The 15550-nt window shown below is 67.4% G+C and carries 11 protein-coding genes and 2 pseudogenes; 9 read left to right on the forward strand and 4 right to left on the reverse strand.

Annotated features, from left to right (window positions below; all coding sequences use genetic code 11):
- Positions 1 to 12 precede the first annotated feature (12 nt).
- Entirely contained in the window at positions 13 to 1491 is a 1479-nt protein-coding gene (locus ACH34W_RS50920; protein WP_395968516.1) for an FAD-dependent monooxygenase, read from the forward strand.
- 150 nt (positions 1492 to 1641) lie between these two features.
- Here ACH34W_RS50920 and ACH34W_RS50925 read toward each other — a convergent pair whose 3' ends face one another.
- Positions 1642 to 2514: a hypothetical protein gene (locus tag ACH34W_RS50925; protein WP_395968517.1), complete on the reverse strand. Its 873-nt coding sequence runs from the start codon at positions 2512 to 2514 to the stop codon at positions 1642 to 1644.
- Positions 2515 to 2668: 154 nt separating this feature from the next.
- Between ACH34W_RS50925 and ACH34W_RS50930 the strand changes: the two genes are divergently transcribed.
- From ACH34W_RS50930 to ACH34W_RS50965, 8 genes and pseudogenes are all read left to right on the forward strand, one after another.
- The gene (locus ACH34W_RS50930) at positions 2669 to 3070 is read left to right on the forward strand and encodes a hypothetical protein (protein ID WP_395968518.1); all 402 of its coding nucleotides are present in this window, start codon (positions 2669 to 2671) and stop codon (positions 3068 to 3070) included.
- Between the two features lie 10 nt (positions 3071 to 3080).
- Positions 3081 to 3629 (forward strand): YciI family protein, encoded by a 549-nt coding sequence (locus ACH34W_RS50935; protein ID WP_395968519.1) that lies wholly within the window; start codon positions 3081 to 3083, stop codon positions 3627 to 3629.
- 907 nt (positions 3630 to 4536) lie between these two features.
- Positions 4537 to 5661 carry an alpha/beta hydrolase family protein gene (locus ACH34W_RS50940; RefSeq protein WP_395968520.1) on the forward strand — a complete coding sequence of 375 codons (1125 nt, stop codon included), beginning with the start codon at positions 4537 to 4539 and terminating at the stop codon, positions 5659 to 5661.
- A 1686-nt stretch (positions 5662 to 7347) separates the two neighbouring features.
- Positions 7348 to 8610 carry a DUF222 domain-containing protein gene (locus tag ACH34W_RS50945; protein ID WP_395968521.1) on the forward strand — a complete coding sequence of 421 codons (1263 nt, stop codon included), beginning with the start codon at positions 7348 to 7350 and terminating at the stop codon, positions 8608 to 8610.
- Positions 8611 to 9152: 542 nt separating this feature from the next.
- A pseudogene (locus ACH34W_RS50950) lies at positions 9153 to 9354 on the forward strand (transposase); the annotation flags it as partial.
- Positions 9355 to 9634: 280 nt separating this feature from the next.
- Positions 9635 to 10072, forward strand: coding sequence for a VOC family protein (locus ACH34W_RS50955; RefSeq protein ID WP_395968522.1), 438 nt, complete (start codon positions 9635 to 9637; stop codon positions 10070 to 10072).
- Between the two features lie 338 nt (positions 10073 to 10410).
- Positions 10411 to 10902 (forward strand): class I SAM-dependent methyltransferase, encoded by a 492-nt coding sequence (locus ACH34W_RS50960; RefSeq protein WP_395968556.1) that lies wholly within the window; start codon positions 10411 to 10413, stop codon positions 10900 to 10902.
- A 748-nt stretch (positions 10903 to 11650) separates the two neighbouring features.
- On the forward strand, positions 11651 to 12091 hold the full coding sequence (locus tag ACH34W_RS50965; protein ID WP_395968523.1) for an SRPBCC family protein: 441 nt from the start codon (positions 11651 to 11653) through the stop codon (positions 12089 to 12091).
- A 2-nt stretch (positions 12092 to 12093) separates the two neighbouring features.
- Here the strand turns inward: ACH34W_RS50965 and ACH34W_RS50970 are convergent, their stop codons facing one another.
- The 3 genes and pseudogenes from ACH34W_RS50970 to ACH34W_RS50980 all read right to left on the reverse strand — a co-directional run bounded on the left by ACH34W_RS50970 (position 12094) and on the right by ACH34W_RS50980 (position 15548).
- Entirely contained in the window at positions 12094 to 12948 is an 855-nt protein-coding gene (locus ACH34W_RS50970) for a hypothetical protein (RefSeq protein ID WP_395968524.1), read from the reverse strand.
- Between the two features lie 310 nt (positions 12949 to 13258).
- Positions 13259 to 14602, reverse strand: a pseudogene (locus ACH34W_RS50975) (PA domain-containing protein); the annotation flags it as partial.
- Between the two features lie 70 nt (positions 14603 to 14672).
- The gene (locus ACH34W_RS50980) at positions 14673 to 15548 is read right to left on the reverse strand and encodes a LysR family transcriptional regulator (RefSeq protein ID WP_395968525.1); all 876 of its coding nucleotides are present in this window, start codon (positions 15546 to 15548) and stop codon (positions 14673 to 14675) included.
- Positions 15549 to 15550 lie beyond the last annotated feature (2 nt).

A 15550-nucleotide genomic window follows, 5' to 3' on the forward strand; every position in this document is an offset into this window, starting at 1 on the left:
GGGAGACCAAACGTGGATTTCGAGGTGGCCGTAGTCGGCGGCGGACCGGTGGGCATGCTGCTCGCGTACGAGCTCACCCTGCAGGGTGTACGGCCCGTCGTGCTGGAACGGCTGCCGGAGCGCACGTTCCAGTCCAAGGCGGGCACCCTGCACGCTCGCACGGCGCAGACCCTGGACCGGCGCGGCCTGCTTGACGACGTGGGCGGCTTCCGCGGCACACGCCTCGCCCGGCACGCGCCGCGCGGGCCGGTGCCGTTCCACTTCGCCGGGCTCTTCGACCTCGATCTCGCCAAGCTCGACCTGGAGGGCCCGGCCATCGTGGGGGCTCCGCAGGCGTGGGCGGAGCATGTCTTCGCCGAGCACGCGGCGTACCGCGGAGCGGAGATCCGGCGCGGCCACGAGGTGACCGGCCTGGCGGATCACGGTCGTCACGTCACGCTCCTGGTCGAAGGACCGGACGGCCCGTACGACCTGAACGTCTCGTACGCCGTCGGAACGGACGGCGCGCGCAGTGCGGTGCGCAAGCTCGCGGGCATCCCCTTCGTGGGAAGCGGTGCGACCGTGGCCGCGCTGATGGGCGACGTCCGGCTGCTCGATCCGTACGACGTCCCGCCGGGCTGGCATCGTACGCCGCGTGGCTGGGCCATGCTGATGGTGAATCCGCATGGCCTCAGCCGCGTGTTCACGTACGACTTCCGGACGCCCCATCCGGACCGCCGCGCGCCCGTCACCCTGGACGAGTTGCGCGAGAAGATCGAGTACATCGCGGGCATGCCCATTCGGATGGACCAGCCGCAATGGTTGACACGGTTCGGCGACGCGGCCCTCCAAGCGGAGACGTACCGCAAGGGGCGAGTGCTACTGGCGGGCGATGCCGCTCACGTGCACTTCCCGGCGGGAGGCCAGGGCGTCAACACCGGCATGCAGGACGCGGTCAACCTGGGCTGGAAGCTCGCCGCGACCGTCCAGGGCCAAGCCCCGCACGACCTCCTGGACACCTACCACTCCGAACGCCATCCGGTAGGCGCACGCGTTCTCTGGAACACACGCGCCCAGGTGGCCCTCATGAACCCCGACCCTGCCGTAACCCCGCTGCGCGAGCTCTTCACCGAGCTCATGCACCTCGACCAGGTGAACGAGTATCTCGGCGGCATGATCAGCGGTCTGGACATCGTCTACGACGTCGGGCGCCCGGACGACCCGCTCGCGGGACGGCTCGCGCCCGACATGGAACTGAAGAACGGCCAAGGCGCCATCCGCCTGGTCGAGCTACTGCACGCCGGCCGCCCCGTACTCCTCGACCTCACTGACAGCCCTGTCCTGCGCGAGACTGCCCACGCCTGGGCGGCTCGCGTGGACGTGATGACTGCCGTCACCAACGTGGAGAGCGCCGCTGCGGTCCTCATTCGCCCGGACGGCTACGTCGCGTGGAGCGGAGAGGATCCGGAGACCCTCCGCGCGGCCCTCATTTGCTGGTTTGGCCCTGCGTGACCCACGTTTGCACGTCCTCGTGGTTGAGCATGCGGCAGGTGGCGAGGGAGCCGACGCCGACGAGCTCGTCGGGAAGGAGCGGCAACACGTCGGGAATGAGCGGCAACCCCGTCGGGAATGAGCAGCAACACGTCGGGAATGAGTGGCGACCTAGCGTGTCCAACGGACAGGATGGCCGTCGGATCCCGAGGTCAGCCAGGTGCCATCGCCCAGAGGCTCGATGTCGTAGGCGCTCTCCGAACGAGCGTCAAAGTCCCCCGACACCCCGCCCGTCCGTAGGTCGACTCGATAGTGGCGGTGCCACTCCTCCTCGTCCTCGGTTTCGCCCCCAATGGTGACGATCGCGGTATCGGCGTCCAGATAACCGCCGCTCCATTCAAAGAAGGCATCGTGGGGCTCATGCCCGAAGACCTCCATGGACAGCTGCAGGACCACCTCGCCACCCGGGTAAGTGTGGAAAGCGACATCAGACTGGTCGTGGTAAACCGTCATGAACTGGCGGCCGTCCGGGGCGAGATCGATGAGGCAGCGGTCACTCCACGGATATTTGAACAGCTCCAAGCGGTCACCCGCGAGCACGCCCCGGAAAAGATTAACGCCGTCCTGGCCCTCGCCCACATCCAACAAGATGTCCACCCCGTTGGGATGCCGACGGTGCTGACCCCCATGGCCAACCGTGCCCACCTCGGCCTGCGCGACGACCGCACCCGAATCCGCGCTGAGAACGACCCACTGGTCCTGGTTGGCGCGGTTGGCCATGGCATCGGGCCGGAAGACCCACACGGTCTTGCCATCAAGAGAGAACTCACAGCCCGGCCAGTGCCCGTACTTCTCGTTCGAACGCGGAAGCAAGTCGTACCGCCACAGCTCGCCACCATCACGACCGATGCACACCACCGCATGCTGCGTGGCGTATACGACACGGCTCAGATCCGGAGCAACGGCATGCCCAGTCACCTCGTCGCCCGACTGGACCTCAATGCGCGCCACAGGCTCAAGCGCCCCCGCGGACGCCACGCCCACGTCATAGACGCAAACGCTCTCGTCCCGGAAGCGGGTAAGAAACCGCCTCACCTGCGAACGTCCCTGACCAGCAAGGCCACCATCCCCTGACGTGATCGAAGTGCATTCCCCAATCGCTGGATCGTAGATCAGGGCGGCCGCTAATGTCCCGGGCATGGCGGTTCGTCCCACTGATTCCTGGCGGCAGTCCGTCGTAGAGGAAGCCCGGCAGGTCGCGTCAGGAGAACTCGATGCCGAGTGTGCGTTCGCGGCGGAGCTGTTTCCTGAGTCCATGCTGGCCCGGACCGACGAGGTGCTACTGCTCTTCGAGAGCGAACTGGCGGCGCTGAAAAGTCCCTCCGACGAGAACATCTTCAAGGCCATCCAGCATGTGGTGCTTGAGCTCAACAGGGTCAACGACCAGTACGACGGCGCAGCCTACGAAACCGACGAACGCGAGCAGTTGTGCAAATACATTGAGGAGTCGCTTGCCGGCGCCGGAATCGATGTCGACGCACTGGCTACGCGCCGTGGTCTCGGGCGCCACGAGATCACAGACGAGTGGCGCGCCTGGTAGGACTCTGGGCGTGGAATTCTTCTGCTATCACCGTGATCGGCCCGGCTCCATGGCGTTGCGAGACGAGTTGCTGGAAGAGCACTGGTCCTACATGGACGGGTACGCAGCCGGGATGATCGCACGTGGCCCGACCATGGCCGACGACGGCGATACGGCGACCGGCAGCGTGCACATCGTCGACCTGCCGGATACCGCCGCCGCCCGCGCGTTCGCCTTTGATGAGCCGAACTACAAGGCCGGCGTTTACAGGGACGTGCTGCTGCGCCGGTGGCGCAACACGTTGGGGCGCACAATGTGGGATTTCCCCGGTGGCCCGACTGACGGCAGCCGGTACCTGGTGCTCGGCCTCGGCTCGGGGGAGGCCGCCGATCTCGCCGTGCCGCCCGGCCAGGACGAACTGATCGCGTACGGGCCCCTGCTGGCCGACGACGGCACCACCTGGCTGGGTACGGCGGCACTGGTGCGGGCACCGGACGCGGACACGGCACGCGCCGTCCTCACCCTGGACCGGTACGCCGACATCGAGGTCCACAACTGGCAGTTCGGCGGCCGGTCGTAGGGATATTCGGTCAGAGGCGCACACAAGAGTGTTGTCGGGGGAGTTCGCGCCTTGGCTGGGCAACCAGTTGCCTACGAGGCTTGGCTTGGTCAACGCGTCCCGTTTTCAGCCAGATGAATGCCAGATCGTCCTGGCGGATCCAGCACGCGCGATCGAGGTCGAGCCCCGGCAGCCGGCGCAGCTTCTCGACGGGCGACCGCTGAACGCCGCTCCCATCATCACCCTGCCGTCCCTCGTGGTGGAGGCCAACGATCCGATCTTGAAGATGTTCGATTTTCGCGTTCTGCCCGATCTCGATGACGGCGATGAACGGGGGCTTCGTCCGGACGAGAGGTTCGGCGATGCTTGGGTTGACTACTGCTGGGAGAGACTGGGCTACCAACCCGGACGCCGAGGACCACGACGGCGGATTCGGAGACCGGAACTCAGCTACCCCGGCTTACACAAGAGGCGGCCCCGAGGTCTCCACCACGACCACGGGGCCGGGCCTACATGCTCATTAGGCCTACCCCTCCGCGCCGTTCATCTGCACGGTCTCGCTTGCATCCTTCCGAAACCGGCCGACCAGGGCACCACCGGCTGCGGCGGGAGGCGGCCCAAGCGCCAGCAGGTCGCCGGAACGACAACTCGCCGTGCGCAATGAGGCCTCCACATTGACCGCGATCAACGAGTAGTGCCGTAATCGTTGCTGAAGCAGCCCCCCGCCTCACCGGGAATAGGCGGGTCAGCCCCAGTGTGCTAGCCGGGCGCCATCGGTTGTATGAACGTGGGCGCACTCGCGCGAGCGGGCAGCGCTCGAACACATGTGCGCTGCCCCCGGAGGGAAAGCCATGATCGCTCGGCTGTATCGACGACTCCTTCGGCCGCCGCGGCCCGCGGCACTGACCAGTGTCAGCCGGTGTCGGGCATGGGCACACCCATGACCGCGGTCTCACCGTCGGTTCGGTTCACGCTGCCCGCCCCGACCGGCAACGAGCGAGTCGGCACCATGTCACTGCACCTCATCGACCGGTCCCGCGCCGACCCCTGGGTACCCGACCAGCCGATCCGGCAGCTCATGATCCAGATTTGGTACCCAGCCGCCACTATCCGCGGCTATCCCCAAGCGCCGTGGATGACGCCTGCTACGGCACGTGCCTACGAACAGGTGGCCCGTCTCCCCGTTTTCAACTGGCCGACGACCGCCGGGCACCGCGGCGCTCCGGTAAAGCGGCGCCAGGGTGGGTGGCCCGTGCTGCTGTACTCCCACGGCTTGGGTGGGCCGCGCACTGAGGCCACTGCTCTCGTCGCCGACCTCGCCAGCCACGGCTACATCGTGGTCACCATCGACCACACTCACGACTCGCTCGTCGTCGAGTTCCCCGATGGGCACCTGGAACACTCCGCCACCCCCGAACTCACCGATGACAACGAGCTCGAGGTGACCACCAAATCCGTCAACGCGCGCGTGGCCGACACCCGGTTCGTCCTCGATCAGCTCATCGAGATCAACCGCGGACACAACGCCGAACACCGGCCATTGCCGCGTGGCCTGCCCGGCGCGTTCGACCTGGCACACGTCGGAATGCTCGGCCACTCCGACGGAGGCTCCACCACCGCCGCGGTCCTGCACGACGACTCTCGCCTCGCCGCCGGAATCAACCTGGACGGAACCCTCTGGACACCCTCCGCCATTGCCGGCTCCGACCGCCCACTCCTGCTATTGGGCAGGGACGAACAAGACCGCGGAAGGGATGCCAGCTGGGCGACCTTCTGGACCAACCATCGCGGCCCGAAGCTGCAGCTCAAGCTCACCGGGGCTGCCCACAATGCCTTCCTCGACTTCGCCATGCTGCTTCCCCAGGCAGCACCCATACTCGGCATCCCGCCCAACCAAGTCGTCAAAGCGGCCGGCGCGATCAACGGGCAACGCGCGGCCGCAGTAGTCCGCGCCTACGTCAACGCCTACTTCGACTGCTACCTACGCCACCGGCACACCCCTCTGCTGGACGGCCCATCCCCGCACTACACAGAGGTCCAGTTCACCTCCTGACAACACACATCAACCAGCACCGCGCCCGCCGCCGTCTCCGACCGCAAAGCCCGTCCTTCCCGGCCGTCTCGTGTCGCTGAAGTCGAGACACTGCGAGATTCCTGGCCCAGTTCGCTGAGGACGTGGGAATCAGTCGTCGCTGTTTGCCGAGCTGTGGGGGTGATGAGGATGGAGACGACGGCACCGGCAGTAAAACGGGCTGGCTGACTACGGCGGAGAAGTGCGGGAGGTCAGGAAGCAGGAATCAGCCGGACTGCGATGTCGTGGCCCGGTAGCCGGAGACCCTAGAACGGGCGCTGGATCTGTTTCCGAATCGGCTTCAAATCCGCTCCAAAGCAACGGCTCGCGCGGCCCTCTAGTCATGCGGGAAGGGGTGTCGCCGGAAGCTACGCGCTAACAGGTTCAGGTGAGCAGTGGCGGTGGCGGTCGCCCCTTTTGGAACCCTTTCGGCAACGGTTGCCCTTTTGGCTGGAGCGGTCACCCGACTGCGGATTAGCGCGGCTTAGCTTCAAACTTCGGCGGCGAAGAACGAAGGTTGCCGGGCGCTTGGGGCTTGCATCTGTCTGCCGGTTTGCGCATCTGCGGTTACTGCTGTGCCGCTTCGCGGTTGGCGGCAGCGGTCACCCCTTTGGCTCCGCACGCCGCCCGGCAGCCGGTCGGTTTGGGGTTGAGACTTAAAAGCGGCGGCGACAAGAAGGTAGTGGGCGGGGACGGCAGGGTGCGTTCGCGCAGGGTTCCGGGCGGCAGGTTATTTCGTGCCGCTTCGCGGTTGGCGGCAGCGGTCACCCCTTTAGCTCCGCACGCCGCCCGGCCAGCGGGTGGGGCGGGGGGGGACTGAAGGTCTAAAAGCGCGGCGACAAGAAGGCAGGCGGCGGGCACGGCAGGGTGCGTACGCACAGGTTTCCGGGCGGCAGGCTACTTCGTGCCGCTGCGCGGTTGCGGCAGCGGTCTCCCCTTTGGCTCGCGCCCCGCCCGGCAGGCGGGTGAGGCGGGGTTAAAGACCTAAAAGCGCAGCGACAAGAAGGTAGGCGGCGGGCGCGGCAGGTGCGTACGCACCGGTTTCCGGATGGGAGCCTAGTTCTTGCCGCTGCGCGGTTGGCGGCAGCGGTCACCCCTTTGGCTCCGCAGCCCGCCCGGCAGTCGGGTGGGTCGGGTCTGAAGGCCTAAAAGCTGCGGCGACAAGAAGGGAGGTGGCGGGCGCGGCTGATGGGTGTTGTGCGGGTTGGCGGTGGCTGATGTTCGACCCTTTAGCCCGCGCGGAGCGCGGGATGTGCCACAACCTCAGGCGGCGGCCCACCCTCACCCTTCGCGCATGGCTGGACTCCCGCAACCGCAACCAACGTGACCGCAACACACAACAAAGCCGCACAAACCCGCAAACGGTCATTTCGGCACCGCTCAACCACCCACCCAAACCAGCCGACTTAATCCCCGATCCACCCGTCCGCAACCGACAACGACCGTGGGACGACACCCCCATCCCAGCCACCCACAAAGACGACCACAAACGGACACGCTGATCCCGGCGAATGACTTCGACATAACCTCCCCGGCTCGCCGCTCCTGATCAACGGAAATCGTAGGACGGCCACCTGTCGCACCCGGCGCAAAAAGGTGGCCGGATACCGTCGGCAATCGGCACTCAACACCTTGCGATATCACCGAAGGTGACGATAGAATAACAGCATGGATTCGATCGTGGCGGGACTAGATTCCGCTTCCACCGCTGAATTGGTGGAAGCGGCCGCCGCGATCACCACCCAACTCGCGCAACGGTCGGCACCCGACTCCGGAACCGCCTGCATGGAGTTGGCCGAGCAGTTCGCTACCGCCCTGGATCAGGGCGAGCAGGTGCTGGCCGGGTTGATCGCGGTGGTGGACCGGACCGGCGAACCCAAGCACTGGGGGTTGGCGTCCACCCAGGCGTGGTTGCGGTGCCGGCTGGGCATGCGCGAGGGCCGCGCCCAAGAACGCCTCACCCTGGCCCGGCAACTCCCCCGCCTGCAGCAGGTGAACCAGCAGCTGGCCACCGGCGCCCTGTCGTATGGGTATGCCGCCACCATCGCCGACGCCGTACAACGCCTCAACGATGAGGACTGCGCCGCCGCCGAGGGCATTTTGTTGGAGGCGGTGGCTGGCGGGGTGTCGGCGCGGAACCTGGCGCGGCTGGGCCGCAGAGTGCATGACCTGGTCGCCGAACTCACCGGCACCGACCAGCCGCCCGAGGACGCGCAGCGGGGGTATCAGCGGTCGTGGATGACCGTCAGCCGGTCGCTGGATGGCGGCTGTTACCTGCACGGGTGGCTCAACCCCGAAGACACCGCCATCCTGGACGGCACCCTCGCGCCGCTCGCCAAACCCGCGGGCACCGACGACCGCCGCGACCTGGCCGAACGCACCGCCGCCGCCCTATCCACCGTGCTGTCTGGTGGGCACCGGGACACCCGGGTCACTGTCATCGCCGACCTGCAGACCCTGACCGGCGACGACACCCCCGGGCGGCTGCGTGACGGCACGCCGATCCCGGCGGCGCAGGTGCGGCGCATCGCCCTCAACGCCGGAATCTCCCCACTGATCCTCAGCCCCGACCACGTCCCGCTGTATTTGGGGCATGCGGTGCGGATCGCCACCGCCGGGCAACGCCGGGTGCTGGAAACCCTGTATGACACCTGTGCGGTGCAGGGGTGCGAGGTGCCGGGGCTGTTGTGCGAGGTCGACCATGTCGATGGGTGGGCGCTGGGCAACAGCCCCACCGACATCGACAAACTCGCCCTATGCTGCGGCTGGCACAACCGCTGGAAACACACCCACCCCCACCAGATACACATCACCACCACCGACGACGGCCGCTACCGATACCGGGCACTGCCACCTGACGGGGTCGCCAGATCCAGACACGGCAGACCCGTCGATCAGGCCGACAACCCCTGGCACGACCACGCGGCCTGACCACCCCCACACCCCAGCCCTGTAGTAGCCCGGCGCACCCCCAGCGCCGGGCCTACAGGCACGCCCCCACCCCGGGCCAACCGTTCACCATGGGCGGCAGCCGCGTCCGGCAGCCTTGGCGCCCACCCTGGCGCCCGCCCCCTGCCCGCAGCCCCGACCAGGTGACCGCCAGCCCCCAAGGGGACAGGCCACCCACCGCGTCGGCCAGCCCTGGGCCGCCACGGGTGTGAGCACCGGCCGGGATACACCAGCACCAGCCACCCCCCGCGCACAGCGCCACAAAAGCTCTTCCCCCAGACACGCGGCCACCTTGACGCCCAGACTTCCTCCCCCGGCTCACCTCGCCGCCGGTCTGAACCAACCCCAGCGGTGACCCGCAGCCGGGCAATCAGCCGCACAAAAAGGGGGTGGCCCATGCTCCGATCACAGCCCTTAGGCCGCTGCGGCCAGGAGCATGGCCGGGTCGCGGCAGTCTCAGCGTCCCCGCGCGCAGCGCGGCAAGTTTCTTCCTCCACCGGATATGCGGTCACGTTGGCGCCCTGCTGGGCCGGACGCTGAAGAAGCGTGCCGACGACGTGCTGGCCTACTTCGACCGGCCCGGCACATCCAACGGCCCGACCAAGGCGATCAACGGACGATTCGAACACCTCCGCGCTCGGATTCCGCAACATCACCAACTACATCGCCAGATCGCTGCTCGAGACCGGCGGCTTCAGACCCCGGCTACACCCTGGATTGGGATGAGCCCGCAAAACGCCGCGGATCACGCGGAGGCCGCCCGGTCACGCTCGACGCCGCCGACCACCGGAATCGCAACGTGATCGAACGCCGCTACTGCCACATCAAGCAATGGCGAGGACTCGTGACCCGATACGGCAAGCACGCCACCGTCTACCGCCGTCGTCCTCAACGCCGTCATCGCCTGGACCCGGCAGTTGTCAGACCCACCGTGGTTCCTGATTGCTCAACGGGCTTGTTCGATCGCCATCGGAGCTAATCGGCCCGGCTCGCTAGCATGCAACACATGGCCATCAAACTTGAGAACGTCGGCATCACCGTTCGCGACCTCGAAGCAGCGATCTCCTTTTTCACAGACCTCGGTCTCACAGTCGTCGGCCGTGACACGGTCAGTGGCGAGTGGACCGACACTGCCGTCGGCCTTGATGGCAACCACGCCAACATTGCGATGCTCCAGACGCCAGACGGTCATGGTCGCCTTGAGCTCTTCGAGTACATCCACCCCAAAGCGATCGAGTCGAACCCCACTCGTCCCAACGAGATTGGCATGCACCGCGTCGCCTTCTCAGTCGACGACATCGACAAAGCCCTTGAGATAGCCGCGAAACACGGATGCCGTCCGCTTCGCGGCGTGGCCACCTATGAGGACATCTACAAGCTCACCTACGTCCGCGGTCCCAGCGGCATCATCGTGATGCTCGCCGAGGAGCTGAAGAAGAACTGATGTCCGATCGGAGGATGTGTTGCTAACCTCCTCAGGGCTGTAAGTCCATCCAGTAGGCCATCACTATCGCGCCGTCGTCCTCAAACGCCGTGATCGCCTGGACCAGAGCATTGTCAGACACGCTCTAGTTGTTTCTTCCTCCACCGGATATGCGGTCACGTTGGTGCCCTGCCCTCCGCTCGCCTCGCTGCCAAGTCTGAACCCCAGCCCCACGGTGACCCGCAGCCGGGCGACCAGCCACACCAAAGGGGCGGCCGACGGGCTGCGCGGAGCCGGCCGCGACCAGCTGCTGGCCACCGCCAAGCCGCTGGCACCCCGGACGGCTGGTCGACGCCGCCCTGGCCATCAACCTGCCCTACCACCTGGACGACCCGGTACCGGCACTGGAGGAGGCCCGCCGTGTCCTTGCCCCGGGCGGTGTATTGATCGCCTCGGCCATCGTTCGCGACGACAGCCCCGAACTCGCCGAGGTGTGGCGCCGCGCACCCACGCCCTACGACGCCGAACGGGCCCCGGACCTCGTCGCCTGCGTCTTCGGCGCGGTCCAGGGACAACGGTGGGACGCCCCACCACGCCGTCCGCGACTACCTGATCGCACGCCAAGTACCCCACCAGACCGCCACCGATGCCGCGAGCCGGGACACGACGCCACTTGCGATCACCGAACGCGGCGCCCTGATCCTGGCACACCGGTGATCACAACAGCGCCTGATCAGGCACTGCAGGTGCTCAGAGCGGCGGGAGTGTGCGGTGTCAGGTCGCCTGCTCGTAGACGTAGTCCATGCCGAACAGGCTCGGCTCGACACCCACTGGAGCGCCTCACGCGGTGAACTCAGCAGACTCGGCACGGGAAGCCACTAAAGGCGGCCAGCCTGCAGTTCAGGTATGACTTCGTGACTCCGCCCGGCTGGTGACCAGCCGACCAAACAGTCTGGCCAAATGCGGGCGTGAGCGTTGACGGGATGCAGCAGCACCACCTTCCCCGTGCGGAGCGCGGCAAAGCCCCCACCGGATGTGCATTGGCGCGTTGTTCTCCCCCTCCCTGCGGAGTTTGTGCCCCACTCTGCGGCGACCCGCGGACGGGTGATTAGCCGTGCCCAGGGGGCGATCGATGCCGGTTCGCTTGTTTCGCTGGGCGGGTCGACGTGCGTCTCACCGCACCAGTCACGTCCATGCCACTCCCACCGCCGAGGCATGAGCTTTCGTCGGAATGCCCTAGTTCCGGACTTCCCGCGCGAAGCGCGCCAAAGTCTTTTGTCGGCGAGTGGTCACGTTGGCGCGTTGCTCTGCCGCTCGCTCACCTTGCTGCCGAGTTCGTATCCCGTGGTTAATGTGCGGTGTTTGTAGCCGAGACACGGTGCTCGACTACAACGGGCGGCAGGTGCTGAGCGAGCTCGTATGTCGTACGGGCCTGCAAGCCGGACGGAGAGATTGTGGCGCGGACGTATCTCGGGCTGGTGGTCTGGGACGCGGGGGTGGGCGGGCTCGGGTTGTTCATAGCACCTCGCCAACGAGTTGACCGTCGAGGGTGATCATGGATGCGCAAGAAAGTTCAAGACCGCTGGGAGCGGGCCGAGCATGATTCGCCGCATGGCGACGATTCACAAGGAAATCCTGGTCGATGCGGCTCCCGAGGTGGTTTGGGAGGCGCTGAAGGACTATGGGGCACTGCACGAGAAGCTCGCGGTCGGGTTCGTGACCGACGCGCGCATGGAGGGTGATGACCGGATCGTCACGTTCTTCACCGGGGCGGTGGCTCGGGAACGGCTCGTGGGGATCGATGAGGAGGCCCGGCGTATTGCTTATTCGGTGAGCGAGTCGCCGATGGGGTTCACGCACCACATGGCTTCGGCGCAGGTCTTTGCCGAGGGGGAGCAGGCGCGGTTCGTGTGGATCACTGACTGCCTGCCCCATGAGGTCGCTGGGTTTGTTGACGACTTCATGGGGCGCGGGCTCCTGGCCCTGAAGAAGACCCTGGAAGGGGTGACCCCCGGCCGGGAGGTCCGGCCGGGGGTCTGACGTCAGTTACGCGTCTTGAAGGCCTGGTAGAACGTCTGGTTGACGGTGTTGCCGTCGGCGTCTTGGGCCTGGAAACGCAGGGACACGGTCTTCGCGGCGGTCAGGGTGGCGTTGGCGGTGTATGAGTTGTCGTTCTTCTTGGTTGTGGTGATCTGCTGCCAGGTCGTTCCTTCGTCGTAGGAGATGGACGCCTGGAGCCTGGACAGGTTCGGGTCGGCGGCGCCCGGCTGGTGGTGGCCGCTGACGGTCATGGTGAACGCGCCTGAAGCGGCCTTGTTCGTCAGGTCCAGCGGGATGTCGTAGTCCAGGAGCAGGGCCGGGGTCGCGGCGCAGTCGGCCTTGCCGTCTCCGCAGATATAGCCGGCAGGCACGTTCTGGCTGGTGGGCTTGCCTGAGGTGAAGCCCCAGGTGGTGTCGACCTTGTCGAGCAGGTCGGATGTGTAGACCAGGCGCAGGTCATAGCGGGCAGAGGGTTCGGGGACGTCGTAGACGGTCATCGGTCCTTCCTTGCGGGCCGGGACCTCGGTGCCGTCGCGGGTGAGCGTGCTGATGACGGTCTTTCCGTCCGGCCAGGGCAGCTGCCCGTCGAGCAGGAGCGGGTGCATGTACTCGCTGTGCCCGTCTCCGGAGATGAAGTGCGGCGCCGGATAGAGCGTGTTGCCTCGCCGGGCGGCGAACAGCGGCGTCAGACCGGGGCCGCCGAGCTCAGGTGCGGGCTGGTTGGTCCGCGCGAGCTGGCCCAGCCGGAGGGGGATACGGGCCCGGGACTCCTTCCGGGGTGTGGAGTTGGTGAAGACGTCCCAGCGCGACCAGGTGGGGGAGAAGAACCAGGCTCTGTCTCCGTCGGGGATCGCCATCCGCTGCCACCGCAGGTCGCTGTCCACTGGGAAGACCTCCAGCCGCTTGACCGGAGAGGGAGGCGGTGAAGACGTCCTGGACGTGGTCGTGCGGCCAGGCCGAGTTGGCCGTGAGGTAGAGCTTGTCCTCGACGGCGGGGTAGTTCGATTCGACCACCGCCATGTTGGCCGGCGTCATGGTGATGCTCGGGTCTGCGGGGACTTGCCCCCTCCAGTACTTGGCCGGGTTGTAGACCCAGCCAGAACGGGGCCGGCTGGTCAGCTTCACCTGGGTGGGCTGGGTGCCGATCGCCTGCTGGAGGCGGAGACCATCGGCCCTGGTGACTCCGGCGACCACAGCCTTCTCGCCGCCGTACAGCACCTCGAGACCCGTTTCGTAGCCGTCCCGCGACTCGAACACGATGGCGCCCTTGGCGCCGGCGTCGGCGAGCTGTTCCGCGAGGGCCTGGCCCTCCGCGTAGTCGTAGGTGTCACGCTGGATCAGGACCACGTTGCCCCGTACCGGCACCTTGGCCAGCTCCGCGGCGCTGCCGTCGCCCGCGTACACCATCGTGACGTCGCTGCTGCCCGCCGCGAACATCTCCAGCTTGGGGTTGAGTTGGGAGGTCCGTTCACGGTCGTGCGCCAGGTAGCGGGCTTCCACGCGGGTTTGACCCGCCTCGATGACGACCTGCGGCGCTATGCGCTGGCCCATGAAGCCCGTGGTGAACGTGCCGTCGGTCACCGGCTGCGGGGTTGGCAGCACGTAGACCTTGGTGGGGTTGTAGAAGACCGCCGCCCCGTCCTGCATCGGCACGGCGCGCGGACCCAGTTGACCATTGCGGCCGCGTCGTAGCCGGTCACCGGTGTTGTGACGTTGATCGGCCGCATCTGCCGTACGTCGAACGTGACGGTGGTGTCGTCCCTGACCTCCACCTGAGGGTTGGACGGCCAGCATCGACTCGGGTTGGATGCCGTTGCGGTCGTTGGCGTCGGTCGCGGAGCCCGCGAGGACGAACGTGTAGGACCCAGCGGGGAGCTCCAGCGTTCCGCCGCCTGTGAGCCGGTATTCGGTCCAGCCCTGGGTCGGGTCGTCGTTGGAGCCGACGGTCAGGGTGCGTTGGTCGCCGTCGAGGGGAGTGCCGTCGCGGTCGAACGTCTGGAACGTGACCTTGCGCAGCGGGCCGGTCTGTTCCAGGCCCACGGCCGTACGGACCACCTGTGCTCCGGCCGTCGCAGTGACGGCGCCGGTGTAGAAGCCGCGAGCGCCGGCCGAGGTCGTGAGCGCGAGGGTGGCCTGGCCCGTCTGACCGGCGGCGATGGTCAGGCTCGACGTGGACAGCTTGGCCGAGTCGGCGGGCAGCGGCTTGCCGTCCGGTCGGTTGACGGCTGCGGCCAGGTTGAGCGTCACCGGGTCGGTCCCGGTGTTGGCGTAGGTGATCGTCTTGCTGACCTGCTGGCCCTGATCAGCCGCCACCTTGCCGAAGCTCAGGCTGGGTGGGTAGGCGGTCACCGTCTGCTCGATGGCCTTGTCGACCTGCACCCTGCCCGAGCCGACCTGGAACGAATTCGCGCCGACGTCCTTGGCCGAGCCGATGAGAGCGGCCTTGAGCTGGGGCCCCTTCCAGGTGGGATGCCGCTGCTTGAGGATCGCGGCGGCGCCGGCCACGTGCGGGGTCGCCGGTGAGGCTCATGCGGGCTTGGCAGGAGGGTCAGGCGGGAGGTCAGGCGAGCCCGGCGGGAGGTCAGGCGAGCCCGGCGATGGCACGGAAGCGTTCAACGAGCGGGCTGGGCTCCTCGGCGCGCCAGACCAGATGCTGCGTCGTGGCAGTCCCCTCCAGGGCGCGGGCGGCCACCCCCACGCGGCGCAGCGCACGGTGCGAGTCGGCGATCACGGCTCCGCCGAAACCGGCGGCCACGAGCGCGAGGAGCGTCTGCGCGCTGTGGCCTTCCGCTCCGATGCGTGGCACGACTCCGGCGTGATGGCAGAGCGCGATGATCTCGTCGTACGACCGGGCGGACACCTCGCGCGGCCACAACACCAGCGGAATCTCGCCGAGGGCGGTGAGCGGGGCGGGCTCACCGGTACGGGCGAGCGCATGCCCGGCGGGCAGGAACAGGGTGAGCGGCTCCCGCCACCACACGCGGGTGGCCAGCCGGGCGTCACGCATCGGGAGCCGCTGGACGGCGAGGTCGTAGCGACCATCCAGGACGCCCTGGGACATGTCGGCGTCGCTGAAGCTCTCCTCCAGCCGCAGATCCACGCCGGCCAGCTCGGTGCGAGCCCGGCCGAGCGTCTGGCAGAGCGGCCCGTTGATGCCCGATCCGGCGAACGTGATGGTGAGGCGGCCGGTCATCCCCCGCGCCGCGAGGCGTACATCGTCGAGCGCCGCCTCGGCCTCGGCCAGCACCGTGGTGGCGCGGCGCACCAGGGCCTGCCCCGCCACGGTCGGCACGAGACCACGGCCCTTGCGAGCGAACAGGTCGACGTCCAGACGCCGCTCCAGCTCACGCAGCTGGCGGCTCAGGGTCGGCTGGGTCAGATGCAGCCGCCGGGCGGCGCCGCTGATCGTCCCCTCCTCGGCGATCGCGACCACATACCCGAGCAGACGGAGCTCCATCT

It is taken from the genome of Actinomadura sp. 6N118, from assembly GCF_044326415.1.
GTDB lineage: Bacteria > Actinomycetota > Actinomycetes > Streptosporangiales > Streptosporangiaceae > Spirillospora.

Excerpts from the sequence above, each read along its gene's own strand:
- ACH34W_RS50955 (WP_395968522.1), top strand. The coding sequence starts at position 9,635 with ATGGCCATCAAACTTGAGAACGTCGGCATCACCGTTCGCGACCTCGAA.
- ACH34W_RS50965 (WP_395968523.1), top strand. The coding sequence starts at position 11,651 with ATGATTCGCCGCATGGCGACGATTCACAAGGAAATCCTGGTCGATGCG.
- ACH34W_RS50980 (WP_395968525.1), bottom strand. The coding sequence starts at position 15,548 with ATGGAGCTCCGTCTGCTCGGGTATGTGGTCGCGATCGCCGAGGAGGGG.
- ACH34W_RS50930 (WP_395968518.1), top strand. The coding sequence starts at position 2,669 with ATGGCGGTTCGTCCCACTGATTCCTGGCGGCAGTCCGTCGTAGAGGAA.
- ACH34W_RS50940 (WP_395968520.1), top strand. The coding sequence starts at position 4,537 with ATGGGCACACCCATGACCGCGGTCTCACCGTCGGTTCGGTTCACGCTG.
- ACH34W_RS50970 (WP_395968524.1), bottom strand. The coding sequence starts at position 12,948 with ATGGCGATCCCCGACGGAGACAGAGCCTGGTTCTTCTCCCCCACCTGG.
- ACH34W_RS50945 (WP_395968521.1), top strand. The coding sequence starts at position 7,348 with ATGGATTCGATCGTGGCGGGACTAGATTCCGCTTCCACCGCTGAATTG.